We start from the raw sequence: 22,754 nt of genomic DNA, 5'->3' as shown, positions 1-22,754 counted from the left end.
CCGCAATATCCCCCCCTCACCTGCGGATGCCGGGCTGCCGGCAGCTGCAACCGGGGTATTCCGAGTGATTTCGAAAGTGCCACTGCGAATTGGTACGCCTTGTGCAAACGTTTGCTAGCTGTTATTTCGTGGGTGTTCGCCTCCGTCTAGCCTGGAATCGAACATCAGGGACTTCACACCGCAAGAACAGGGACTTTCCATGCACAGCGCTTTGCGACGCTTCGCGTCCTGCCACACCTTGGCTGCTTCACTCTTTCTGCTTGGCGTTACGGGACTACCCAGCGCCCTCGCCCAGGCAGCCACGCCCACTTCCGACACCTCGGCCCAGGGCGAAAGCCTGAGCGCCGACGCACAACCGGCCAAGCCCGGCGCCTACCTCTCCGACTGGTACAACCAGGACCTGATGCTGATCGGTAGCAAGGACATCAGCTTCGGCCCGCGCCCGGCCGACGATATCTACCTGGAATACGAATACTTCGGGCGCAAGGGCCCGTTCGAGCTGTACGGCTACATCGACCTGCCGAAAATCCTCGATATCGGCAACAGCCACGACAAGGGCATCTGGGACCACGGCTCGCCACTGTTCATGGAGCACGAACCACGGATTTCCATCGACTACCTGGCCGGCCGCAGCCTGGCCATAGGCCCAATCAAGGAATGGTATGTGGCCTTCGACTGGATCTACGACCACGGCAGCCGCACCGCCAACCGCGCCAATACCCTGTACAGCGGCCTGGGCACCGATATCGACACCCATTCGCGGGTCAACCTCTCGGCCAACTTCTATGGCCGCTACCAGTGGGAAAACTACGGCGCCAGCAACGAGTACTCCTGGGACGGCTACCGCGCCCAGCTCAAATACATCGTGCCCATCGACAAATTCAGCAACGGCGCCTCGCTCACCTACATCGGCTTCACCAACTTCGATTTCGGCTCCGACCTGCACAAGGACAATCCGGCGCGCACCGCCAACGCCACCGTGGCCACCAACGTGCTGCTGTATTCCTTCACCCACCTGCGCTTCACCCTGGTGGGCCGCTACTTCCACAACGGCGGCAACTGGGAGGACGGCAGCGTGCTGAACTTCGGCGACGGCGAGTTCCGCGCCCGCTCCAATGGCTGGGGCTACTACGCTGGGGTCGGCTATCAGTTCTAGAAGCAGCGGCAAGCTACAAGCGATAAGCGGCAAGTCAGGGACAGTGCGATGAGTTGCCATCTTGATCAGGCAGGATAAGCGCCGGTTAACGGCAGTCATGGAGGTTATATGCGTGGGATTCAAAAGGTTTCATGGGGACTGGGCTTGAGTGTTGTACTCGCCAGCGGCGCCTGGGCCAATGAGGCGCCGATCAAGCCCAAGGTGGTGCTGATCAGCATGTTCGCGCCGGAGGCGCAGCACTGGATCGAGCGCCTGGAGCTCAAGCGCGAGATCCGCGTGCCGGGGTTGTCGGCGGAGTATCCGACCATTCGTTGCAATACCCAGGACGTGTGCCTGTTGACCACCGGCATGGGCCAGACCAATGCCGCGGCCTCGACCCTGGCCCTGGCGCTGTCGCCGAAATTCGACCTGCGCAAGAGCTATTTCCTGATCGCCGGGATTGCCGGCATCAGCCCGCAACACGGCACCATCGGCACCGCTGCCTGGGCCCATTACCTGGTGGAATTCGGCACCCAGTGGGAGCTGGACTCGCGGGATGCACCCAAGGACTGGCCCACCGGCTACCTGGGGATCAACACCAAGGGCCCCAACGAAAAGCCGCCCCTGGACTACAAGACCGAAGTCTTCGAGCTGAACCCGAAACTCCAGGCCAAGGCCTTCGCCCTGAGTCACCAGGTAACCCTCAGCGAGAGCAAGGAATCCGCGGCCTGGCGCTTGAAATACCCCCAGGCACCGGCCAACCAGCCGCCGGTGGTGACCCGCTGCGACACCCTGGCGGGCAACACCTGGTTCTCCGGCACGCGCCTGAGTGAACGGGCCGAAGTCTGGACCCGCCTGCTCACCGACGGCAAAGGCACCTACTGCACCACCCAGCAGGAAGACAACTCCACCTACGAAGCCCTGCTGCGGGCCAGCCGCGAGGGCCTGGTGGACATCCAGCGCCTGGCGGTGGTGCGCGCCGGCTCCGACTTCGACCGCCCGGCACCGGGTGCCAGCGAAGTGGACAACCTGCTCAAGTACGCCGATCAGGGCGGTTTTATCCCGGCCCTGGAAAACCTCTACCGGGCCGGCAACCCGCTGGTGCAAGACATCCTCAAGCACTGGTCGACCTGGGAAAAAGGCGTGCCCGAAGCCTGATCGCAACACCCGAACGGCAAGCCGGTTGTCGTAGGAGCCGGCTTGCCGGCGAAGGGGCCCCTGAGCAAAACGGCTCAGGGCATCAGGATGACCTTCTCGCCACGCCCCTGGTTGACCTCGGCGTAACGCGCCAACCCCTCCTCCAGCGGCGACTCGTACAAACCTTCCGGCAACGGCAGCAGGCCTTCATCGAAATAGCGGCCGAACTGCTCCAGCATCGCCGCGCACTCCTCTACGCCATACAGCAGCGAATTGATCCCCACCACCGAGCCGCCCTTGCGGTACAGGGCCAAGGCCGGCAATTGCACATGGCCGTCCAGCGGCGCGGCAATGATCGCGATGCGGCCGAACGTGGCCAGGGCCGGCACCGCCGCCGGCAGCCAGAAACCCGTGGTGTCGAAAATCACTTCAGCGCCGCCGGCATAGTGCTCGGCCACCTGCGCCGCCAGGGTTTCCGGCTGCTGCAGGTGCAAGGTCGGATACCCCTGGGCTGCCAGCGCCTGCACCTGCTCTGGCCGGCGCACCGCTGCCAGCACCCGGGCCCCGCGCACCTTGGCCAGGGCCAGGGCCGCCGTGGCCACCGCGCCGCCGCCAATCACCAGCAAGCGGCTGTCGCGGGTCACGCCGCTGCGCTCCAGGGCATCGAAGGCGGTGGTGTAGGGCACGCCGAGGCTCGCCGCCTGGGCAAAGCTCAGGTGCTCGGGCTTGTGGGCCACGCCCCGGGCCGACAGCACCAGGTACTGGGCATGGCTGCCATCGGCGAAAAAGCCCAGTTCCTTGCCGGTACCCCAGACTGCCTGGCCGATCAGCTCGGCCGGGCCCTGCTCCACCACCCCGGCGAAATCCCGACCGGGAATCCGCGGCAGCGTGGTGTAGGGAAACCGCCCGAGAACGTTCTTCACATCACTGGGGTTGAGGCCCGCGGCCTTGATCCGCACCAGCACCTGATCGGCATCCGGCACCGGGGTCGGCACCTCGACCACCTGCAGGGCGGCCAAGTCGCCAGTGGCGGAAAATTGCAATGCTTTCATCGTCAGTTCCATCGCGTCGAAATAGAGAGATTCAGGACAGCCAGCCACTGAGCAACTGTCGCCCCAGGGGCCACAACCGTTCACCGCCGAGCATGCCCAAGAGGCCCACCAGGGCAATGGCCGGCGGCGCCGGGGAACGCACCTGCAAGGCGCCGTAAAGCAGCCCGGCCAACAGGCCGACTGCCAGGGACATCAGGTAATTCATGCAAGGCTCCAGAGGCGAACCGGGTGGGTTGGCACCCGGCCAGTGTGGCGGTGGGCAGAGTCTAGGCAGCAGGACGGCGCGGGGTCGGTCAAGTACTTCAGGATTTCGGCCAAAGCGCTCGCAACACGGCTCAGGCGGAGGCTTCACCGGCGGCATACTGGGACGGCGCCACCCCCAGTTCGCGGCGGAACATGTCGCTGAAGCTGCTGGGGGAATAACCCAGCTCCCGGGCGATACGGCTGACCGGCACGCCCTGGATCAGCTCCGCGGCAGCGGTGGCCAGTTGCACCTGGCGTCGCCATTCGGCAAAGCCCAGGCCCAACTGTTCCTTGAACAGCCGCGCCAGGGTGCGCACGCTGGCCCCCGCCGCGGCGGCATGCTGCTCGAAGGAAATGGCCAGGGACGGCTCCGCCATCACCGCCTGGCACAGGCTCGACAAACGCCGGTCGGATGCGTCCGGCAAGGCGATCTTCAACTGCCAGCGGCGGGCCCGTTGCAACTCCAGCAGGGCCAACCCCGCCAGCGCCTCGTAATACTCCGGCTGCGGTGGATCGAGCTCCACCAGGCGCACGATCAACTCCCGCAACAGGTTGTCCACCTGCAGCACCTGCACCCCGGCATCCAGGGTCGCCGCCAGGGACGGCCGCAGGTAGATATTGCGCATCTGCAAATCGCTGACCACGCGAATCCCGTGCACCACTCCTGGCGGCAGCCACACCGCTCGCTGGGGCGGCACCACCAGCGCCTCGTGGGGCGTCTCGACCCACATCACCCCGCTCATGGCATAGAGCAACTGGCCCCAGGTGTGCTCGTGGGGCTCGATAAACAACCCGCGCGGGTAGGTGCGCGCCAGGGGCTGCACGGGTATCGCGGTGTCGCTCAGGTCGGGAGGGGCGGCTAGGGCCATGGCAGGGTCGCGGCAGGCAGTTGGGCGCCCATGGTAACCATGCCGTTGGCAGGGGCGCCACAGCGGCCAACTCGTTGTTTCATCCAAGCGCAATATGTGGTTGCCCTGGCACCGGCACGGCGTCACGACCCTTGGTCCCGCCGGGTGCCAATTGAAATGAATTTTTCCACACGCCAAGGATCATTCAAGAACCACAGGGAGGAATAACGGCTCTATGAACAATGCAAAGCTCTTCGTCATCGAATACACCCTCCACGGCGCGCCCAAGTCCTTCATCATCCGCCAGGAAAAGATGGACAACGCCGAGGCCTGGCACTGGGCCAGTTGCGACGCGGGAGTGGGTCGGATCGGCCGGTTCGGTCGCGAACAGGTGAAGAAAACCAGCAAGCCCATGGCAGAAAAGTTCGGCATCGAGAATGTCACCTGGCGCCCATCGGTCTAGCACCACCAGCTAAGCTGCAAGCGGCCGGCTGCACGCCTTGAGCTTGCAGCCAAAAATTCGCAGCCAAAAGCTTGGCGCTCGCTCTCCAGGTCCTGCCCATGAGCCTGATCCACGACGAAGCCCTCGACGGCGCCCTGCCCAGGGTCGACAAGCAGGCCCTGATCCAGGCCCTGCGCCAACAGCTGCCAGACCTGGAATTGCTGGACCAAGAGCCGCAGCTCAAGCCCTACGAGTGCGATGGCCTCAGCGCCTACCGCTGCACGCCGCTGCTGGTGGCCCTGCCCCGGCGCCTGGACCAGGTGCAGCGCATTCTGCAGATCTGCCACGCGCAGCGGGTGCCGGTGGTGGCCCGGGGCGCCGGCACGGGCCTGTCCGGCGGTGCCCTGCCCCTGGCCCAGGGCCTGCTGCTGGTGATGGCGCGCTTCAAGGAGATCCTGCAGATCGATCCCGCCGCGCGCTGCGCCCGGCTCCAGCCCGGAGTACGCAACCTGGCGATTTCCCAGGCCGCCGCGCCCTTCGGCTTGTACTACGCCCCCGACCCCTCTTCGCAGATAGCCTGCACCATCGGCGGCAACGTCGCGGAAAACGCCGGCGGCGTGCATTGCCTGAAATATGGCCTGACCGTGCACAACCTGCTCAAGGTCGAGGTGCTCAGCGTGGCGGGCGAACCCATGACCCTGGGCAGCGATGCCCTGGACGCGCCGGGCTTCGATCTGCTGGCACTGTTCACGGGTTCCGAAGGCCTGCTGGGGGTGATCACCGAGGTCAGGGTCAAGCTGCTGCCCAAGCCGCCGATCGCCAAGGTGCTGCTGGCGGCCTTCGACTCGGTGGAAGCCGCCGGCCGCGCCGTCGCCGAGATCATTGCCGCAGGAATCATCCCCGCTGGCCTGGAGATGATGGACAACCTGGCGCTGCGTGCCGCCGAGGACTTTATCCACGCCGGCTACCCGGTGGGCGCCGAGGCCATCCTGCTGTGCGAGCTGGACGGTGTGGCAGCCGATGTCCACGACGACTGCGAGCGGGTGCGCCAGGTGCTGGAGCGGGCCGGCGCCAGTGAAATACGCCAGGCCCGGGACGAAGCCGAGCGCCTGCGCTTCTGGGCCGGGCGCAAGAATGCCTTCCCGGCGGTGGGGCGCCTGGCGCCGGACTACTACTGCATGGACGGCAGCATTCCCCGCCGCCAGTTGCCGGGGGTGCTGCGGGGCATCGCGCGCCTGGCCGGCCAGCACCAGCTGCGGGTGGCCAATGTGTTCCATGCCGGCGACGGCAACATGCACCCGCTGATCCTGTTCGACGCCAACCAGCCCGGCGAGCTGGAACGGGCCGAGGCCCTGGGGGGCAAGATCCTCGAACTGTGCGTGGCGGTGGGCGGCAGCATCACCGGCGAGCACGGCGTGGGCCGGGAGAAAATCAACCAGATGTGCGCCCAGTTCAACCCGCACGAGCTGAGCCTGTTCCACGCCATCAAGGCGGCCTTCGACCCCAGCGGCCTGCTCAACCCGGGCAAGAACATCCCGACCTTGCAGCGCTGCGCCGAGTTCGGCGCCATGCATGTCCATCACGGGCAGTTGCCCTTCCCCGAACTGGAGCGATTCTGATGAATGCGCCCAGCGCTTTCGATGCCGCCGAGGCCTTGCTGGAGCAGGTGCGCGCGGCCCTGCAAGCCAATACCCCGCTGCGCATCCAGGGCTCCAACAGCAAGGCCTTTCTCGGCCGTGAGACGGCCGGGGAGATTGTCGATACCCGCAGCCACCGCGGCATCCTCAGCTACGACCCTACGGAACTGGTGATCAGCGCCCGGGCCGGCACCCCGCTGCAAGAATTGCACGCCACCCTGGACGCCGCCGGGCAAATGCTGCCCTGCGAACCGCCAGGCTTCGGCGCCGGCGCGACCCTGGGCGGCATGCTCGCCAGCGGCCTGTCCGGGCCGCGCCGCCCCTGGGCCGGCGCGGTGCGGGATTTCGTCCTCGGCACGCGGATCATCAGCGGCAGCGGCGAGCACCTGCGCTTTGGCGGCCAGGTGATGAAGAATGTCGCCGGTTATGACCTGTCGCGGCTGATGGCCGGCAGCTACGGCTGCCTGGGGCTGATCACCGAAGTGTCGCTGAAGGTCCTGCCCAAGCCCCGGCAATGCCTGAGCCTGAGCCTTGAAATGGACCGCCAGCGCGCCCTGGCCCTGCTGGCCGAATGGGGCCAGCAGCCCTTGCCCATCAGTGCCGCCTGCCATGATGGCCAGCGCCTGCACCTGCGCCTGGAAGGCGGTGAAGGCTCGGTGACGGCGGCCCATCAGCGCCTCGGCGGCGAGCCCCTGGACTCGGGCTACTGGAGCCGGCTCAACGAACAGCAGCTGGAGTTCTTCAATCCTGGCCTGCCGCTGTGGCGGCTGTCGGTGCCCCACAACACGCCGCTATTGGCACTGCCCGGCGAACAACTGCTGGATTGGGGCGGCGCCCAGCGCTGGCTGAAGACCGATGCCGCGGCGGCAGAGATCCGCGCCGCCGTCAGCGCCGTCGGTGGTCACGCCAGCTGCTACAGCCATGGCCTGCACGACAGCCCCTTTCACCCTCTGGCGCCGACCCTGCTGCACTACCACCAGCGCCTCAAGGCGCAGCTGGACCCGCAAGGGATCTTCAACCCCGGCCGACTCTACGCGGAGCTCTAGACCATGCAGACCACCCTCAGCGCCGAGGCCCGGCAACTGCCCCGGGCCGCCGAGGCCGAGCGCATCCTGCGCAGTTGCGTGCACTGCGGCTTCTGCAACGCCACCTGCCCCACCTACCAATTGCTGGGCGACGAACTGGACGGCCCGCGGGGGCGCATCTACCTGATCAAGCAGGTGCTCGAAGGCGCCCCGGCCACCGCGCTCACACAGATGCACCTGGACCGCTGCCTGTCGTGCCGCAACTGCGAGACCACCTGCCCGTCCGGGGTCGACTACCACAACCTGCTGGATATCGGCCGCGCCGTGGTGGATGCCGCCGTGCCCCGGCCCGCCGGCCAGCAATTGCTGCGCCAGGGATTGCGAGCGCTGAGCGCCAACCCGCAGCTGTTCAAGGCCCTGATCAAGGGCGGCAGTCGTTTGCGCCCGCTGCTGCCGCAAGCCCTGCAGCATAAGCTGCCGCGCCAGGTGCCCAAGGCCACGCCACTGCCGGCCCTGCGCCACGCACGGCGGGTGCTGCTGTTCGAAGGCTGCGTGCAGCAGGGCCTGTCGCCCAATACCCATGCCGCAGCGACGCGGGTGCTGGATCGCCTGGGCATCAGCCTGCAACCGGTGCCCGAGGCCGGCTGCTGCGGCGCCGTGGACTACCACTTGAACGCCCAGGAGGCCGGCCTGCAACGCGCCCGGCGCAATATCGACGCCTGGTGGCCGCACCTGCAACAAGGCGCCGAAGCCATAGTCCAGACCGCCAGCGGCTGTGGCGCCTTTATCAAGGACTATGGGCACCTGCTGGCGGACGATCCGCAATATGCCGCCAAGGCCCGGCAGGTCAGCGCCCTGGCCCGGGACCTGGTGGAAGTGCTGCGCGACGAACCCCTGGAACAGCTCGGCGTCCATGGCCAACAGCGCCTGGCGTTCCACTGCCCCTGCACCCTGCAGCACGCGCAGAAACTCGGCGGCGCCGTGGAAAGCCTGTTGCAAGGCCTGGGCTTCCAGCTCACCACGGTGCCCGACAGCCACCTGTGCTGCGGCTCAGCGGGCACCTACTCACTGACCCAACCGGAGTTGGCACGGCAACTGCGAGACGCCAAGCTGCAGGCCCTGGAAAGCGGCCAACCGGAGCTGATCGTCACCGCCAATATCGGCTGCCAGATCCACCTCGACAGCGCCGGCCGCACCCCGGTGCGGCACTGGATAGAAGCAGTGGAGTCAGCGGCAAGCTCCAAGCGGCAAGCTTGAAACTTGGAACTTGCGACTGCTAAGTCGCCGCTTTGCTGCGGTACATGAACAGCAGTGCCAGGGCCAGGCACGCCATCGCCAGCAGGCGGCTGCCGGACAGTTCGATGGCCGGGTTGCCGAACCAGCCGAAGTTGTCGATCAGCAGGCCCATGCCCAACTGCCCGAGAATCACCGCCACCGTGGCCACCGCAGTACCGACCCGAGGCACCGCGCCCACCATCACCAGCATGTAGCACACCCCGAACAGCGCACCGCAGAGCTGCCATTTCGGCGCCTGCAGCAGGCTCATGGCCTGGGGCGGCTGGAAAAACACAATCAGCAACCCGGTGATCAGGGCGCCCACGGCAAAGGTCAGCAGGCTGCTGCGCAGTACCCCCACACCTTCCCCCAGGCGACCATTGATCGCCGCCTGCACACTGAGCAGCGCACCGGCGGCCACCACCACGACCAGCAATAGAATCAGGTTCATCTTCAACCTCGGGCAATCAGGATCAGGGCCAGCACGATCAGCACCAGGGCCAGCCAGCGTTCGCCGTTGACCGGCTTGCGAACACTGCCGAACCAGCCGTAATGATCGATCAGCACGCTTTTGCCCACCTGCCCGGAAAGGATCGCGATCATGGTCATGGCCACGCCGATATGGGGTGTGGCCAGGGTCAGCACCACCACGTAGATCGGCCCCAGCACCCCGCCCAGCAGTTGCCAGCGCGGCAGCTGGCTGAAGGCCGGGCCCGGCTGCGGGCCGCTGAACAACAGCAATAGCAACAGCAGCGCGGTACCCACGCCGAAGATGCTCAGGGTCGCCCACAGATGCCCCACCTGGGCTCCCAGCGGGCCCAGCAGGCCGGCCTCCACCGACAGGCCCATGCCCGCCAGGATCACCAGTGGCAACAGCATCAGGCGCTGCCAGCCAGCGCGCGGTTCTGGGTGCGCCGCCGGGGTCGGCAGCGCGGGAGTCAAAGCATCGAAAGACATGGGGCACCTGTTCGGCATCAAGGAATGGCGGGCATTATCGATTGCCGATGCTTTGCGATAAATGCCAGCATGCAGACAACACTTTTGCGCAGAACGCACAGCAAGGATGTCCCATGCAAGGTTTCAACGACCTCGGTTTCAAGGCCCTGCGCCTGTATATCGCAGTGCTCGACCAGGGCAGTTTTTCCGCCGTGGCCCGCCGCGAAGGGCTGGCGCCCTCCTCGATCTCGCGGCAGATCCAGCTGCTGGAACAGGCCCTGGGCCAGCAATTGCTCTATCGCCATACCCGGGCGGTGAGCCCCACCGAGGCCGGCCGCCTGCTGGGGCAGCATGCGCGGCGGGTGCTGGCGCAGTGGGAGGAAGCCGAACAGGCGCTGCAGGAACAGCAGGACGAACCCACCGGGCTGGTGCGGATCAATGCCCCGGTGGTGTTCGGCCAGCGTCACCTGTCGCCCTGGCTCGGTGAATTGCATGGCCGCTACCCGAAGCTGCAACTGGATATCCAGCAAACCGACAACTACATCGACCCCTTGCAGGACGGCACCGACCTGCTGTTTCGCATCGGCATTCTCGAAGATTCCTCGATGCAGGCGCGCCTGCTGGCCCCGCAGCGCTACCGGGTGGCGGCCAGCCCAGCCTACCTGGCCCGCCACGGCACCCCGCGCCACCCGGAGCAGCTGCACCAGCACCAGTGCCTGGCCTACAAGGGCGAAAGCGGCCAGCAGCGCTGGTTCTTCCGCCAGGGCGCTGAACAGTGGAGTCCCTACAGCGTCAAGGGCCCGCTCACCGGCAACCACGCCGACACCCTGACCCAGGCCGCCGAACAGGGCCTGGGGCTGGTGCTGTTCCCCTCCTGGCTGATTGGCGAGGCCCTGCACCAGAGCCGGCTGGTGGCGCTGTTCGAGGACTACGAGGTGGCCACCAGCCTCGAACCGCAGCAGATCGCCGCCCTGTGGCCCGGCAGCCGCCGGCTGTCACTGAAAGTGCGCACGGTGATCGACTTCTTCGTCGAAAAATTCGGCCCGGTGCCTTACTGGGATCGCTAGCGTGAGCAGCGGCAAGCTGCAAGCTGCAAGCTCAAAGCCTTGCGCGGATGGCTCTGGCTTGCGGCTTGCCGCTAGAAGCTTGCAGCTGCCTCCAACGGGCGGCTCTGGCTTGTCGCTTGTCGCTAGAAGCTTGCCGCTGCTTCCACTAGAAGCCAGGCATTGGCCGCGCTGATCAGGGCAAACAGGCTCCAGGCCAGTACCCGGGTCGGCCAGCGGTTGACGAACTCGCCCATCAGGCGTCGGTCGCCGGTCATGCGGATCAGCGGGTACAGAGCGAATGGCAGTTGCAGGCTGAGCACCACCTGGCTCAACACCAGCAGTTTGCCCACCGCGCCATCGCCCAGCAGCCAGACGCCGATAAACGCCGGGATCAAGGCCAGGCCGCGGGTGATCAGGCGCCGCTGCCAGCAGGGAATCCGCAGGTTCAGGTAGCCCTCCATGATCACCTGGCCGGCAATGGTCCCGGTGAAGGTCGAACTCTGCCCTGAGGCCAGCAAGGCCACGCCGAACAGCACACTGGCCAGGGCCCCGCCCACCAGCGGGTCGAGCAGGTGGTAGGCGTCCTGGATTTCCACCACATCGCTGTGGCCGCTGTTGTGGAAGGCCGCGGCGGCGAGGATCAGGATCGCCGCGTTCACCAGCAGCGCCAAAGCCAGGGAGCCGATGGTGTCGATGCGCGCCAGCTTGATGGCATCGGCGCGGCTGGCGTGGTCCCGGCCCACCAGCCGGGTCTGCACGATGGAGGTGTGCAGGTACAGGTTATGCGGCATCACCGTGGCACCGAGAATGCCGATCGCCAGGTACAGCGGCGCGGCGTCGTTGATGGCCGAGAGCGAAGGCACAAAGCCCCGGGCCACCTCCGGCCAGTAGGGTTTGATCAGCAACAGCTCGATAAAGAAACACACGCCGATGGTCGCCACCAGCGCCAGCATGATCGCCTCCAGCCGGCGAAAGCCGCGGTTCTGCAGGGCCAGCACCAGCAAGGTGTCGAAGGCGGTGATGACAATCCCGGTACTCAGCGACACCCCCAGCAGCAGGTGGAAAGCCAGGGCGCAGCCCAGCACCTCGGCAAGGTCGGTGGCGATGATCGAGACTTCCGCCAGCAGCCACTGGGTTCGCGCCGAGCGGGTGCTGTAGCGTTCGCGGCAGAGCTGGGCCAGATCTCGTCCGGTGGCGATGCCCAGGCGCGAGCACAGGCACTGCACCGCCATGCCCGCCAGGCTCGCCAGCAGCACCACGAACAGCAGGCTGTAGCCATAGCGCGAGCCGGCCTCGATGGCCGTGGCCCAGTTGCCCGGGTCCATGTAGCCGATGGATATCAGCAACCCCGGGCCGGCGAAACGCAGCAGCCGCTGGAACAGCGAAGCGCGGGGATCGACGGTGACCGTACCCGCCACCTCCGGCGGACAGAAGGGCGCAGTGGCGGTTTTTGGCAGGCTGAATTTCACGAAGGATCCGAGGGCGAATGGGCGCAGGAGCCCAGCTTAGAGGTTTCGGCGCAGAGGCCCAAGCCTGAATTTTCCCGGCCAAGGCGAGTATGCTGCGAAGATTCCAGACCCTGTCGAAGCCCATTCCGGGCCTCGATCGCCATTCCCGGATTGCCTTGTGAACTGCTCCACGACACGCGACACCCAGCCCCCTTTCCTGCAACCCGGCGACCGGGTGCTGCTGTTCGATGGGGTGTGCAAGCTGTGCAATGCCTCGGTGCGCTTCGTGATTCGCCACGACAGCGAACGCAAGATCAAACTGGCCTCGGTGCAGTCGCCCCAGGGCCAGGCGCTGCTGGCCTGGTTCGGCTTGCCCTTGAACCGGTTCGACAGCGTGGTGCTGATCGAGGGCCAGCGCCCGTCCCAGCGCTCCGACGCCTTTATTCGCCTGATGGCGCAGTTGCCCGCGCCCTGGTGCTGCCTGCGCCTGCTGCGCTGGGTTCCGCGGCCGCTGCGGGATTGGGGCTACGATCTGATCGCGCGCCATCGTTATCGCCTGTTCGGCCGTTACGACGTCTGCCTGCTACCCAGCCCCGACCATCAGGGGCGTTTTCTCGACAACCCGTAACCGCAGGCCCCTTCACCCCTAGGAGCTGGCCGGGCGGCGTTCCGCTTGCCAGCGAAGGCGTCGGCAAGGCTTGCACCCGACTCAAGGGCCTCTTCGCCGGCAAGCCGGCTCCTACTGGCCCAACAGCTGTGCACGCAACTGCGGATTGCGGGTGCGCGGGTCCAGCCAAATGGCAAAAAATGCCTGGGCAAAGGCGCTGTCCGCCACAGTGTGCTGCAAGCGCTGGTCGACGAAGAACTGCGCCCCGCGCCCGGGCAGGTAAACACCGGTAATCCGCTGCCCCGGCGTCACATCGACAAAGGACTGCTGCATCTGCTGCCGCCAGTCCGCCAGCTGGGCGGCGCTGACCCCTGCGCCATACAAGCGCTTGATCTCGTCGAGGCTGGCCTGCACCAGTTCGTCGCGGCTGATGCGCCGCTGATAGGTCAGCTCCAGGGCAAACGGCTGGTCCGCCGCCAGGGGCCGCTGCGGGCTCCACAACCGCGCGTCATAGACCTTGAAACCAAACCAGCTGAACTGCCCCGAACCCAGCATCCGGGCCTCGGGCACCGCGTCCCGCCAATCGGCATGGGCTGCGCCGCAGAACAACAGCAGGGCGCAAGCCAGGTAACGCCCTATCGCTGTCATGCCGTGCCTCTCCAGCCAGGCCAGCGCAGCACTGGCCGATGAAAAAAGGGGACCTGAGGCAGCCGACCGCAGAACTGGCCCGGCCCCGTATCGGGGCCTGGCCCCAGGTCCGTAAAGGCGGGGCGAGCCACAGACCCGCAGGCACTCCCCAGCGCCCGGTTTCCGTGCCGCCCCATTGCAGCGTGTCAAGGTGCCAGCCGCCGCTGACCTCTCCCGCCCTCGCCCATTCTTACGCGCGAAAAAGCCATTGGGATGCCAGCGTGACCTACCGTTCATCGCCGAGCCTGCCCATGCTGCTGTTGGAACGGTCGACCGTGCCTGTCTTCCTCTGGCTGATCGCTCTCGCCAGCCGGCGCTGGGGTTGAGCAGGTCTGACTGCTAGATGACAGGCTAGAGCAGTGCAAAAATGTCTGCGTTCGCCTGATATCGGGGTACTGGCGCCGGCTTGAGTCACTCATGCATCATGCCTCCTTGGTCTTAGGCTCTGTACGAAAAGTTTTGAGACGAAGGTCAGGCAAGGCAAAAACGGTCGAGGAAGCGGAGTTTACGAGTTGTAAATGAGCATTCCGAGACCGTTTTCAACGCTGCATCACCGAGTATCAAGGCTTTTCGCACAAAGCCTAGGGAAGAGTCTGATGAGCAATACAGACACACAGAAGGCTTCGCTGGCCCTTCGGTCCTACTCAGGAGAGGTCGAACTGCATGCTCACGACTACCACCAAATAGTCTTGCCCCAAACAGGCTCAATGGACATCGAAGTCGACGGCCGTGGCGGTAAAGTCGACTGGAACCAAGGCGTGATCATTCCAGCCGGAACCCCTCACGCGTTTTCCGCCAAGACTTCCAATACCTTCCTGGTTCTTGATGTACCGCTTCCCTCTACCGGCATGCAAAAAACTGAAGCTGAAACCATCAAGAAACTCAATGAAAGAAGCTTCTTCCCGGTACGTCCCGAAATCCGCCATTTGCTTGACTACGCGACACACAGCGCAGCATTGCTGACTGGCTCTTCAGAGGTGGCGCAATCCTGGAGCACCTTGTTGATGTCGTCCCTGGTACTACCTCACAACAACACACCCGACCATGGACAGTTCACCCTTGCCAGAGCGCTTACCTATATAGAGAACAATCTCGAGAAGCATCTGACCGTCTCAGAGATCGCCCGAGTCTCAGGCACCAGCGAACGACGCTTGTATGTTGTGTTCGAGCAGCACTTGAGAACCACTCCTTTTGCTCATGTGACCCGTTTGCGCTTGAACCTGGCGATGGACTTGCTGCGCGATACTCAACTGTCGATCGCCGAGATTGCCCACCGGGTGGGTTACTCCGACCAGAGCGCCTTGAACCATGCATTAAAGAAAAGCCACGACTTGACCCCAGCATTCGCCAGAAAAATCTCCAGAGCCGGCTGAAAACATGCAGTCTGGAACAAAGATCCAGCAGCAAATACCAATACCGAATTAATCGGACTCTCTACCATCCCCGTTGCGAAATGCTCATCGGACGGGCTCATGACTCAAACGACAACACCTTCCAGTACCAGCCAGACCACCCAGACAGTAGGTTCAGCCACAGTCATCGGAGTGATTGCGGTATTTCTCTGGTCCTGCCTGGCATTGCTCACCAGCTTTACTTCGGGCATCCCACCCTTCGAATTACTGGCTTTGAGCTTCGCCGTGGCATTTCTAGCCAGCCTGGGCATTCTCGGTCTACGTGGTGCGGAGGGATTTCGCGGTTGGCGTCAGCCCTGGAATGTCTGGGCGACAGGATTTCTGGGCATCTTTTCCTATCACGCGCTGTATTTTTTCGCACTCAAAGCCGCCCCCCCAGCCGAAGCCAGCCTGATTGCCTACCTTTGGCCGCTGTTGATCGTACTTCTGGCAAGCATGACAGGAGGCCAAACGCTACACCGACGGCAACTGCTGGGGGCGATCCTCGGACTCGCTGGCACCGCGTTCATCATGCAACTGCGGTCACAAAACAGCGTTGGCGCCATGCCGCTTGCCGGCTATGCAGCAGCCTTGCTCTGCGCATTGGTGTGGTCCAGCTACTCGGTAATCAATCGACGGTTCAATAACGTACCCAGCAGCATTATCGGGGGCATATGCGGTTTGGTGGCAGTTGCCGGGCTCATCGGTCATCTGGCCTTCGAAACCACTGTTCGCCCTGATACAGGCCAATGGGTTGCCATTATCGCCCTTGGTCTTGGTCCGGTCGGCCTGGCGTTTTTCGCCTGGGATCACGCCACCAAGCACGGCAACCTGGCAAGCCTCGGCGCCCTTTCCTATCTCGCACCCTTGTTCTCGACGCTGTTGTTGATCCTGGTTGGCCAGACCGATGCCAGCCCCATCTTGCTCGTACCTGCGCTGCTCATCATTACCGGGGCGGTCATCGCGACTTCACAGCAGCACAAATCTCGCCACTGAAATTTATCGTCTGTAAGGAACTCCAGAAAAATGCAGTTGAGCAGGCCCCCGCGCAACCGGGTAGAAACGGCCACTGGTCCGTAGCAAAAAATCCCTCTGGAGGCGCCCGGGACGGCCATGGGATGATGCGCGCCCTTGATTCCATGCCTGGAGATTGCCCATGTCATCCTTCGCGAAAAAAGCCCTGATCCTGGTGTTCGCCGCCGTCGCGGGCCTCGGCGCCTTGAACGCCAGTGCCGCCGGCAAAGCCACGGCCAAACAGGCGCCGGGGGAGAAGGTGTCGATGCTCGACGGCAAGCTGAGCTTTACCCTGCCCAAGGGCTTCAGTGCCTCCGCCCTGCCGGCCGGCGATGAGGCCAAGGGCACCGGTGGCGCCAGCGGCACCCTGTATTCCAATGCCAGCACCCGCACCGTGGTGATCGCCGCGCAGAACACCATTCCCAATGGCGCCCAGGTCAAGGACAACGACGGGGCCTTTCTCGATGCGGCGGTCAGCGGGTTTCTCTCGCAACAGGCCGCAGCCCTGCCGGACTTCAGCAAGCAGAGCGAAAAAAGCCTGACCCTCAAGGGCCTCGGCGTGCGCCAGGTCGACAGCACCGCCACCCAGGGCGGCGGCCAGACCCTGAACTCGACCCTGATCGCCGGTTCCGGCTCGCGCATGGCGGTGATCCAGGTGATTTCCCGGGCCGCCGACAAGGCCGGCCACGCCGCGCTGATGAAGCAGATTCTCGGTCAGTGAGGCCGTTGCCGGCTCAGGGTTCGAGCCCCTGCAGCCAGCGCTTCAGGTCGTCGATTTCCACCTGGCTGATGCTGTGGCCCATGCCCGGGTAGGCATGGAACTGGGGCGCCAGGGCCAACCTCCGCAGCAGGCGGTTGGCCGCCTCGGCATCGCTGTAGGGCAGGCGCTGATCGAGGGTGCCATGGCCAATGAAGATCCCCAGCCGTTGCAGCGCCGGGCTGCTCTGCACCTGCCCGGCCAACAGCGGCAGGATCTTCCCGCTCAGGGCGGCAATCCCCCGCACCGACTGCGGCTGGCGCAGGCCCACTTCATAAGCCATCACCGCGCCCTGGCTAAAGCCCACCAGCACCACCTTGTCCGCCTGGGTGTGGTACTTGGCCTGCGCCGCACGGATGAACTCTCCGATCAGTTCGGCGCTGCTGGCCAGCTCCTCGGTCACCCCGTCATAGGGGCCCTGGCCCTTGCGCTGGAACCACTGGAAGCTGTCTTCCTCCAGGGTCTGCGGCGCCCGCGCCGAGAGGTAGGTGTAGCCCGCCGGCAAGCCCTCGCGCAGGCCGAACAGGTCGGCCTCGTTGCTGCCATAGCCATGCAGGAAGATCACCAGCGGCTGGTTGCGGGTGTCGCGCGGGGCCTGCTCCAGATAGGGCAGCGGCAGGTCGTGATGGAGGCTGTTGTCGGCGTGGGCCAAAGGCGCGGCCAACAGCGCCAACAGCGCCAGGTAGCGAATCATGTGGGGTTCCTTGAGGGTAAAAAAGATCGCCAGAGCCTAGCATCGCCCGGCCCGAAGGATAATCACCCAGATACTGGCCTATTGCCTTTATGCCCCGTATCCTGCGCGACCACTCAAGGAGGAAACGTCATTGAAGCGGCATCTTTTACCCCTGTTGTTCGGCCTTGGCCTGTGCACTGCGCTGCAGGCTGCGCCCAGTGCCGAAGCCGAGGCCGCCTTCCAGAACGCCCTGCACATGAACGAGGACAACCTGCAACGGCTTGAGCAATTGCTCGAGCAGGAACAGCAATCGGCGGATCGACAGGTGTTGGTCGAGGCCATGCAGCAAGCGGCACAGAAAGCAGAGGTCTACGAGAACCAGTTGCGCAAGGCCAGCGACGGCGGGCATGGGGTCGCCAGCTACCTGTTGGCGAACATCGAGGAAGGCCGCAAGACCTTGCCCGGCCATGACTACAGCGCGCAACACAACAAGGCCTGCACGCTGTACCAGAGCGCTGCGGATCAGGGCCTGCTGGCGGCCGCCGTGCTGCAGTTGCGTGACTGCGAAACGGCGTTCCAACGCTTCAAGTTCGATGACCCCGAACTGCTGCGCCTGCAGGCGCAACTGCTCAAGGCCCTGGAGCGGCCAGATCCGTATGCGGAGCACTACCCGTTGCCGGCCCTCAACTCCTTCTGCTTCAAGCCATGGAAGATGCCCGAGGTCGATCGCAAGCGGCCGCTGGCCACCCTGAAAGAGCTCTACACCCCGGTGCAACTGAGCCTGCAGCAGTTCCGCGCCGACGCTTACTACCTGCTGGCGATCAAGGGCGATGTCGAGAAGCCCGCAGCCCGGGGCTATTTCCAGAAGGCCCGCGACCAGGCTCCGGATTGCCTCGACCCCATCAGCCTGGGGAGCCTGTTCGACGCCATGGAGAAAAAGGCGCCCTGACCCGGCGCTCGAACTCAGCTTCTCGCCGACAGCCCGCGCCAGGCCAGGGGCAGCAACAGCAATACCAGCAGCAGGAAGCCCACCTGGGACAGGTAGAAGCTTGCCAGCCACTGGTCATGGGCAGCCACATAGAAGCTGTTGTGCAGCACGTCCAGCAGGATGATCGCCAGGGTCAGCAGCAGGCCCCAGCGCGGGTGCCGCCACAGCAGCAGCGCCGCCAGCGGATCGAACAGGGTCAGCGAGCCCCAGAAGGCGCGGCTGGCCAGGGGCGTGTCGACGCCATAGCCATAGTCCCAGAGCAAGCCATGCTCGAAGGCCGCGCGCAGGTGGTTGAAGGTCGCCGCCAGCAGGCACAGGGCGAACAGCAGGCGGATGCTCTGGGAAACTCGGCTCATGCTTACCAACGCCGGCCAGGGTTCAATCGTTGATCAACTTGCCTTCGCGAATCACTTCGCGCCCGGCCACCTTGGCCAGCCAGATGCCTGGCTGGGTGTAGCGCCCGCGATCCAGGGCGAAGAGCACGCCACTGGTACCGGCGCGTACGGTGCTGAGCCGGTCGTTGAGCGGGTCCACCACTTCGAACAGGGCATCGCCGCGCTCCACCCAGTCCCCGGCTTCACGCAGGAAACTCACCACCCCGTGGTGCGGGGCGAACAGGTATTCGGTGCCTTCGAAGGGCATGCCTTCGCAGCAGGTATCCGGGACCGCCGGCCACTGACCGCTGATCAGCCCCCGCTCGGCGAGGAAGCCGAGGATCGCCTCGCAGTTGGCCTGGGCCTGATCCACCCGGGTGTCGCCCATGCTGCCCAGCTCCAGGGTGGTGGCCAGGTTGGCCAGGGGAATGGCGGCCCGGGGGAAATCCCGGGCCAGGCGCAGCCAGGGCGCGGAACAGGATTCATCGAAGGAACTGCCGCCCGAATCCTCGCACAGCAGCGCCACCCCGGCCTTCAACCGTGCCGCCAGGGGCTGCCACTGGGGCCAGTGCTGGGGCAAGGCGTAGAGATGGATCGCCGCATCGAAATCACAGTGCAGGTCGAGGGTGATATCGGCGTCGCAGGCGTGGCGCAGCAGCAGGCGATGCAGGGCCTCCAGCTGCGAAGCGGGGGCTGGCAGATCGTCCAGCACCTTGAGCATGCTGCGGCGGATCAGGCTGATATTGGCCGCCGCATCCGCCCCCAGCTGCTTGCCGATCAGGTCGCCCACCGGGCCACTGAGCTCGACGAAGGAACGGTTGAAATTCTTGCCGCTGCCCAGCTCGAAACGCCCCAGGTGACTGCCTTGCACCTGCTGGTCGAGACCGATGGGGTTGGCCACCGGCACCAGTTCGATCACCCCTTGCAGGCGCCCCTGCTGCTCCAGCTCGGCCAGGCGCTGCTTGAGTTCCCAGGCAGTGCGCATGCCCGGCAGTTCGTCGGCGTGCAGGCTGGCCTGGATATACACCTTGCGCGGGCCGCTGCCGAAGCGAAATACGCTGAGCTGGCGCGAGGTGCCCAAGTGGCCCCAGGGCAGGGAATGGTCGATGCGTTGCATGGCAGCTCCAGGGGATCGAAAAGGCGTGGCGCAGAATAAAACAGCGGCGCATAAAAAAGGTGGCGCCCGAACCGCGGGCGCCACCTTTTTTCACGCCAGCGGCTTACTCGCCGTAGACGTCGAAGTTGAAGTACTTGTCCTGCACTTGCTTGTACTTGCCGTTGGCGCGGATCTCGGTGATGGCGGTGTTGAATTTCTCCGCCAGCTCCTTGTCGCCCTTGCGCACGGCAATGCCGGCGCCGCCACCGAAGTACTTCGGATCGTTGTACTCGGGACCGACGAAGGCAAAGCCCTTGCCGGCGTCGGTCTTGAGGAAACCGTCGTCAAGGTTGACCGAGTCCGCCAGCAGCGCGTCGATACGCCCGGAAACCATGTCCAGGTTGGCTTCCTGCTGCGAGCCGTAGCGCACCAGGTCGATGCCGGCCGGCACCAGCACTTCGGTGGCGAAACGGTCGTGGGTACTGGCGCGCAGCACACCGACCTTCTTGCCCTTGAGCTCGGTCAGCGGGTCCTTGATGGTGGTGCCGGCCTTCATCACGAAGCGCGCGGGGGTGTGGTAGTACTTGATGGTGAAATCGACGTTTTTCTTGCGGTCGTCGGTGATGGTCATGGACGACAGGATGGCGTCGATCTTCTTCACCTTGAGCGCCGGGATCAGACCGTCGAACTCCTGCTCGACCCAGGTGCACTTGGCCTGCATCTGCTCGCACAGGGCGTTGCCCAGGTCGACGTCGAAGCCGGTGAGCTTGCCGTCGGGGGTCTTCATCGAGAAAGGTGGGTAGCCGGCTTCGATACCAATGCGGATCGGCTTGGCCTCGTCGGCCGAAGCGGTAAAGGAAAACAGCGACAGTGCCAGAGCACCAAACAGCACAAACTTGTTCATTTATAACTCCAGGAGACGGAGGCTTTTATATTGGCTGGTTTCGATTTTGGGCAAATCGAAGTGGCCAGCAGTCTAGAGCGGCTCCCGGGATGCAAATTGTGTTTATGCGACAAATACTTATAGAAAAATACAAGCCCATTCAAGGGTCAGGGTGCATGCCCCGAACCGGTGCATGGGCCATTGAAAAAGCGCCCAGGCCGCACTGCAAGTGCGCTGGTGTCGATGCCGGCGCTTTCGCGGGCAAGCCCGCTCCTACAGGCAATGGGGTTCAGTCCTGGGGTTTGCGCAGCAGGTAGGTGTCCATGATCCAGCCATGGGTCGCCCGGGCTTGCAGGCGCACCCGGCGGATCTCGTCGGCAACCTCGTCGAGACGGCCGCTGATGAGGATTTCATCCGCGGTGCCCAGGTAGGCGCCCCAGTAGATATCCAGGTCCTGATCGCGTAACTGCCGATAGGAGTCCTCGGCATCGAGCATCACCACCAGGCTGTCGGCGTCGCTCACCTGCCCTGCCGCCAGGCGCCGGCCGGTGGTGATCTCCACTGAGCGGCCGATGCTGTTGAGCGGCACCTTGTGCTGGGCCGCCAGGGCCTGGACGCTGGTGATGCCGGGGATCACCTGGTAGTCGAACTGCGCCGCGCCACTGGCCAGGATCGCTTGCAGGATGCGCAAGGTGCTGTCGTACAGCGCCGGATCGCCCCAGGCCAGGAAGGCCCCGGTTTCACCGTCCGCCAACTCCTCGTTGATCAGCCGTTCGAAGACCTGCTGCTTGTCGCGGTTCAGGCCCTGCACACTGGCCCGGTAATCCACATCGCCCCGCTCGCGCTCGGGGTTTTGCGCCTCGACAAAACGAAACGGTCGCTCGCTGATATAGCGCTCGCACAGCTCGCGGCGCAGATCGATCAGCGAGTCCTTGCTCGGGCCCTTGTCCATGAGAAACACCACATCGCAGCGGTTCAGCGCCTTGATCGCCTGAATGGTGATGTAGTCGGGGTTGCCGGCGCCGATGCCGATGACCAGGAGGTTTTTCATGGGGTTCAGGTGCTCATAGCGCTGCCGGGGGACCAGTATGCAGGGCCCGGCCACGCCGGGAAATGCCTCGGGGCAACGCTTCAGTCGCGAGCATCCAGACGCAGGCGCCAGCGGCCGGCGTGGCTCAGGTCGATCCGCGACAGGGGCTCGATGTCGATCAGGTTGAAGCTGGCAAGCGGTGCCTGCATCACCTGCAACAAGGCGGCACGCATGACGAAGGGATGGGTCAGCGCCAGCCAGTGGCCGGGAAGCCCGGCCATCAGCTCCAGCCACTGCCCTACCCGCTTGCACAGCTGGGCCACCGACTCGCCTCCCGGTGGCGCCACTTGCGGGTCCATGAGCCAGGCCTGCAGCGCCTCGGGCTGGCGTTCCTGCAATTCTTTGATGCGCATTCCCTGCCAGGCGCCGAAGTCACAGTCGCGCAGGGCGTCCTGCACTTCATGTTCGGCACTGAACAGCTGGGCGCTCTGGCGGGTGCGCAGTTCCGGCCCGCAGAGCACCCGGGTGCTGCGCTTGAATTCACCGGCGCGGCTCAGGGCCTGGGCCTGCCAATCCAGTTCCAGGGGTTCGTCCCGGGGCAGGCGCGCGAGCTTCTGGGCGGCGGTGCGGGCGTGGCAGATCAGGGTCAGGTGGGTGGCCGGCACGGTGCTTTACTCTGGGGTTGTTGGTTGGCAAGCCTACGCTGCCTGGCAGAGGTAGAGAAGGTGGATTCTGAAGTGGGCAGTGGCTGTTAGTTGAAAGGTCTAAGTTTCTCTGGAAGCTGATTTTGGTTGGCTTTTTTCTTGTGCTGGGAAGGTGCCCAGGGACTGGGTACATATCCGTTTCTGCGGGTGTTGCGGCTATTGGTTTCGCTCTTACAGCGAGTCCCTTTTTACAGTCGCCTAAAAAGGAACCAAAAACGCTTGCCCCTCCACTCGGTGCCTCGCTGAGGCTCGGCATGCCCGCACTCCGGCATTGATCCGTGGGCCGCCGCCACAGGCCATCCATGGCCTGGGGCGGCTAACCCGGC

Annotated in this window: 25 protein-coding genes; 12 read left to right on the top strand and 13 right to left on the bottom strand. The window is 64.8% G+C overall.

The window, feature by feature from the left end; translation table 11 throughout:
• Positions 1–199: 199 nt before the first annotated feature.
• On the top strand, positions 200–1,156 hold the full coding sequence (locus J4P02_RS28110) for a nucleoside-specific channel-forming protein Tsx (protein WP_426196577.1): 957 nt from the start codon (positions 200–202) through the stop codon (positions 1,154–1,156).
• A 108-nt stretch (positions 1,157–1,264) separates the two neighbouring features.
• Entirely contained in the window at positions 1,265–2,293 is a 1,029-nt protein-coding gene (locus tag J4P02_RS28105) for a purine-nucleoside phosphorylase (RefSeq protein WP_426196575.1), read from the top strand.
• A gap of 74 nt (positions 2,294–2,367) precedes the next feature.
• Here the strand turns inward: J4P02_RS28105 and J4P02_RS28100 are convergent, their stop codons facing one another.
• The 3 genes from J4P02_RS28100 to J4P02_RS28090 all read right to left on the bottom strand — a co-directional run bounded on the left by J4P02_RS28100 (position 2,368) and on the right by J4P02_RS28090 (position 4,436).
• On the bottom strand, positions 2,368–3,324 hold the full coding sequence (locus J4P02_RS28100) for a quinone oxidoreductase family protein (RefSeq protein ID WP_426196573.1): 957 nt from the start codon (positions 3,322–3,324) through the stop codon (positions 2,368–2,370).
• A 31-nt stretch (positions 3,325–3,355) separates the two neighbouring features.
• Positions 3,356–3,529 carry a DUF1427 family protein gene (locus J4P02_RS28095; RefSeq protein ID WP_426196571.1) on the bottom strand — a complete coding sequence of 58 codons (174 nt, stop codon included), beginning with the start codon at positions 3,527–3,529 and terminating at the stop codon, positions 3,356–3,358.
• Between the two features lie 130 nt (positions 3,530–3,659).
• Positions 3,660–4,436 carry an AraC family transcriptional regulator gene (locus tag J4P02_RS28090; RefSeq protein ID WP_426196569.1) on the bottom strand — a complete coding sequence of 259 codons (777 nt, stop codon included), beginning with the start codon at positions 4,434–4,436 and terminating at the stop codon, positions 3,660–3,662.
• A gap of 214 nt (positions 4,437–4,650) precedes the next feature.
• On the opposite strand from J4P02_RS28090, the gene J4P02_RS28085 reads away from it, so the two are divergent.
• From J4P02_RS28085 to glcF, 4 genes are all read left to right on the top strand, one after another.
• A complete protein-coding gene (locus J4P02_RS28085; RefSeq protein WP_025130690.1) occupies positions 4,651–4,878 on the top strand; it encodes a DUF6555 family protein in 228 nt (75 codons plus the stop codon).
• 98 nt (positions 4,879–4,976) lie between these two features.
• Positions 4,977–6,476, top strand: a complete 1,500-nt coding sequence (glcD, locus tag J4P02_RS28080; RefSeq protein WP_426196566.1) for a glycolate oxidase subunit GlcD — start codon at positions 4,977–4,979, stop codon at positions 6,474–6,476.
• On the top strand, positions 6,476–7,540 hold the full coding sequence (gene glcE / locus J4P02_RS28075; RefSeq protein ID WP_426196564.1) for a glycolate oxidase subunit GlcE: 1,065 nt from the start codon (positions 6,476–6,478) through the stop codon (positions 7,538–7,540). Before glcD ends, glcE begins: the two co-directional genes overlap by 1 nt.
• A 3-nt stretch (positions 7,541–7,543) precedes the next feature.
• Positions 7,544–8,776, top strand: coding sequence for a glycolate oxidase subunit GlcF (gene glcF / locus J4P02_RS28070; RefSeq protein ID WP_426196562.1), 1,233 nt, complete (start codon positions 7,544–7,546; stop codon positions 8,774–8,776).
• Positions 8,777–8,795: 19 nt separating this feature from the next.
• Here glcF and J4P02_RS28065 read toward each other — a convergent pair whose 3' ends face one another.
• Together J4P02_RS28065 and J4P02_RS28060 are read right to left on the bottom strand one after the other, a co-directional pair.
• A complete protein-coding gene (locus tag J4P02_RS28065) occupies positions 8,796–9,245 on the bottom strand; it encodes a DMT family transporter (protein ID WP_426196560.1) in 450 nt (149 codons plus the stop codon).
• A gap of 2 nt (positions 9,246–9,247) precedes the next feature.
• The gene (locus tag J4P02_RS28060) at positions 9,248–9,673 is read right to left on the bottom strand and encodes a DMT family transporter (protein WP_426196660.1); all 426 of its coding nucleotides are present in this window, start codon (positions 9,671–9,673) and stop codon (positions 9,248–9,250) included.
• Between the two features lie 191 nt (positions 9,674–9,864).
• Here J4P02_RS28060 and J4P02_RS28055 point away from each other — a divergent pair, with 191 nt between their 5' ends.
• Positions 9,865–10,797, top strand: coding sequence for a LysR family transcriptional regulator (locus tag J4P02_RS28055; RefSeq protein WP_426196558.1), 933 nt, complete (start codon positions 9,865–9,867; stop codon positions 10,795–10,797).
• A 122-nt stretch (positions 10,798–10,919) separates the two neighbouring features.
• Here the strand turns inward: J4P02_RS28055 and J4P02_RS28050 are convergent, their stop codons facing one another.
• Entirely contained in the window at positions 10,920–12,245 is a 1,326-nt protein-coding gene (locus J4P02_RS28050; RefSeq protein WP_426196554.1) for an Nramp family divalent metal transporter, read from the bottom strand.
• 157 nt (positions 12,246–12,402) lie between these two features.
• On the opposite strand from J4P02_RS28050, the gene J4P02_RS28045 reads away from it, so the two are divergent.
• Positions 12,403–12,852 (top strand): thiol-disulfide oxidoreductase DCC family protein, encoded by a 450-nt coding sequence (locus tag J4P02_RS28045; RefSeq protein WP_426196552.1) that lies wholly within the window; start codon positions 12,403–12,405, stop codon positions 12,850–12,852.
• Positions 12,853–12,963: 111 nt separating this feature from the next.
• Here the strand turns inward: J4P02_RS28045 and J4P02_RS28040 are convergent, their stop codons facing one another.
• Positions 12,964–13,479: a chalcone isomerase family protein gene (locus tag J4P02_RS28040; protein WP_426196550.1), complete on the bottom strand. Its 516-nt coding sequence runs from the start codon at positions 13,477–13,479 to the stop codon at positions 12,964–12,966.
• Between the two features lie 635 nt (positions 13,480–14,114).
• On the opposite strand from J4P02_RS28040, the gene J4P02_RS28035 reads away from it, so the two are divergent.
• From J4P02_RS28035 to J4P02_RS28025, 3 genes are all read left to right on the top strand, one after another.
• Positions 14,115–14,891, top strand: coding sequence for a helix-turn-helix domain-containing protein (locus J4P02_RS28035; RefSeq protein WP_426196548.1), 777 nt, complete (start codon positions 14,115–14,117; stop codon positions 14,889–14,891).
• A gap of 99 nt (positions 14,892–14,990) precedes the next feature.
• Positions 14,991–15,905 (top strand): DMT family transporter, encoded by a 915-nt coding sequence (locus J4P02_RS28030; RefSeq protein WP_426196546.1) that lies wholly within the window; start codon positions 14,991–14,993, stop codon positions 15,903–15,905.
• Positions 15,906–16,065: 160 nt separating this feature from the next.
• Positions 16,066–16,644 (top strand): hypothetical protein, encoded by a 579-nt coding sequence (locus J4P02_RS28025; RefSeq protein ID WP_426196544.1) that lies wholly within the window; start codon positions 16,066–16,068, stop codon positions 16,642–16,644.
• Positions 16,645–16,657: 13 nt separating this feature from the next.
• Here the strand turns inward: J4P02_RS28025 and J4P02_RS28020 are convergent, their stop codons facing one another.
• Positions 16,658–17,374, bottom strand: a complete 717-nt coding sequence (locus J4P02_RS28020; protein ID WP_426196542.1) for an alpha/beta hydrolase — start codon at positions 17,372–17,374, stop codon at positions 16,658–16,660.
• Between the two features lie 130 nt (positions 17,375–17,504).
• Here J4P02_RS28020 and J4P02_RS28015 point away from each other — a divergent pair, with 130 nt between their 5' ends.
• A complete protein-coding gene (locus J4P02_RS28015) occupies positions 17,505–18,302 on the top strand; it encodes a hypothetical protein (RefSeq protein ID WP_426196540.1) in 798 nt (265 codons plus the stop codon).
• Positions 18,303–18,316: 14 nt separating this feature from the next.
• Here J4P02_RS28015 and J4P02_RS28010 read toward each other — a convergent pair whose 3' ends face one another.
• The 5 genes from J4P02_RS28010 to J4P02_RS27990 form a co-directional block, all read right to left on the bottom strand.
• Complete coding sequence (locus J4P02_RS28010; protein WP_426196538.1) at positions 18,317–18,697, bottom strand: hypothetical protein; 381 nt, start codon at positions 18,695–18,697, stop codon at positions 18,317–18,319.
• Between the two features lie 22 nt (positions 18,698–18,719).
• Entirely contained in the window at positions 18,720–19,832 is a 1,113-nt protein-coding gene (locus tag J4P02_RS28005) for a succinylglutamate desuccinylase/aspartoacylase family protein (protein ID WP_426196535.1), read from the bottom strand.
• A 103-nt stretch (positions 19,833–19,935) separates the two neighbouring features.
• The gene (locus J4P02_RS28000; RefSeq protein ID WP_426196533.1) at positions 19,936–20,715 is read right to left on the bottom strand and encodes an ABC transporter substrate-binding protein; all 780 of its coding nucleotides are present in this window, start codon (positions 20,713–20,715) and stop codon (positions 19,936–19,938) included.
• 268 nt (positions 20,716–20,983) lie between these two features.
• Positions 20,984–21,745, bottom strand: coding sequence for a precorrin-6A synthase (deacetylating) (gene cobF / locus J4P02_RS27995; RefSeq protein ID WP_426196531.1), 762 nt, complete (start codon positions 21,743–21,745; stop codon positions 20,984–20,986).
• Positions 21,746–21,825: 80 nt separating this feature from the next.
• Entirely contained in the window at positions 21,826–22,389 is a 564-nt protein-coding gene (locus J4P02_RS27990) for a histidine phosphatase family protein (protein ID WP_426196529.1), read from the bottom strand.
• Between the last annotated feature and the right edge of the window lie 365 nt (positions 22,390–22,754).

The organism is Pseudomonas sp. NFXW11 (assembly GCF_049887815.1).
Taxonomy (GTDB): Bacteria; Pseudomonadota; Gammaproteobacteria; order Pseudomonadales; family Pseudomonadaceae; genus Aquipseudomonas.
The sequence above is the reverse complement of the archived record's forward strand: the minus strand, read 5'-3'. Positions and strand labels throughout refer to the sequence as shown.

Bases quoted from the DNA above. Each gene is read 5' to 3' on its own strand.
- J4P02_RS28110 (WP_426196577.1), top strand. From the start codon at position 200: ATGCACAGCGCTTTGCGACGCTTCGCGTCCTGCCACACCTTGGCTGCT.
- J4P02_RS28105 (WP_426196575.1), top strand. From the start codon at position 1,265: ATGCGTGGGATTCAAAAGGTTTCATGGGGACTGGGCTTGAGTGTTGTA.
- J4P02_RS28100 (WP_426196573.1), bottom strand. From the start codon at position 3,324: ATGAAAGCATTGCAATTTTCCGCCACTGGCGACTTGGCCGCCCTGCAG.
- J4P02_RS28095 (WP_426196571.1), bottom strand. From the start codon at position 3,529: ATGAATTACCTGATGTCCCTGGCAGTCGGCCTGTTGGCCGGGCTGCTT.
- J4P02_RS28090 (WP_426196569.1), bottom strand. From the start codon at position 4,436: ATGGCCCTAGCCGCCCCTCCCGACCTGAGCGACACCGCGATACCCGTG.
- J4P02_RS28085 (WP_025130690.1), top strand. From the start codon at position 4,651: ATGAACAATGCAAAGCTCTTCGTCATCGAATACACCCTCCACGGCGCG.
- glcD (WP_426196566.1), top strand. From the start codon at position 4,977: ATGAGCCTGATCCACGACGAAGCCCTCGACGGCGCCCTGCCCAGGGTC.
- glcE (WP_426196564.1), top strand. From the start codon at position 6,476: ATGAATGCGCCCAGCGCTTTCGATGCCGCCGAGGCCTTGCTGGAGCAG.
- glcF (WP_426196562.1), top strand. From the start codon at position 7,544: ATGCAGACCACCCTCAGCGCCGAGGCCCGGCAACTGCCCCGGGCCGCC.
- J4P02_RS28065 (WP_426196560.1), bottom strand. From the start codon at position 9,245: ATGAACCTGATTCTATTGCTGGTCGTGGTGGTGGCCGCCGGTGCGCTG.
- J4P02_RS28060 (WP_426196660.1), bottom strand. From the start codon at position 9,673: ATGCTGTTGCCACTGGTGATCCTGGCGGGCATGGGCCTGTCGGTGGAG.
- J4P02_RS28055 (WP_426196558.1), top strand. From the start codon at position 9,865: ATGCAAGGTTTCAACGACCTCGGTTTCAAGGCCCTGCGCCTGTATATC.
- J4P02_RS28040 (WP_426196550.1), bottom strand. From the start codon at position 13,479: ATGACAGCGATAGGGCGTTACCTGGCTTGCGCCCTGCTGTTGTTCTGC.
- J4P02_RS28035 (WP_426196548.1), top strand. From the start codon at position 14,115: ATGAGCAATACAGACACACAGAAGGCTTCGCTGGCCCTTCGGTCCTAC.
- J4P02_RS28030 (WP_426196546.1), top strand. From the start codon at position 14,991: ATGACTCAAACGACAACACCTTCCAGTACCAGCCAGACCACCCAGACA.
- J4P02_RS28025 (WP_426196544.1), top strand. From the start codon at position 16,066: ATGTCATCCTTCGCGAAAAAAGCCCTGATCCTGGTGTTCGCCGCCGTC.
- J4P02_RS28020 (WP_426196542.1), bottom strand. From the start codon at position 17,374: ATGATTCGCTACCTGGCGCTGTTGGCGCTGTTGGCCGCGCCTTTGGCC.
- J4P02_RS28010 (WP_426196538.1), bottom strand. From the start codon at position 18,697: ATGAGCCGAGTTTCCCAGAGCATCCGCCTGCTGTTCGCCCTGTGCCTG.
- J4P02_RS28005 (WP_426196535.1), bottom strand. From the start codon at position 19,832: ATGCAACGCATCGACCATTCCCTGCCCTGGGGCCACTTGGGCACCTCG.
- J4P02_RS28000 (WP_426196533.1), bottom strand. From the start codon at position 20,715: ATGAACAAGTTTGTGCTGTTTGGTGCTCTGGCACTGTCGCTGTTTTCC.
- cobF (WP_426196531.1), bottom strand. From the start codon at position 21,745: ATGAAAAACCTCCTGGTCATCGGCATCGGCGCCGGCAACCCCGACTAC.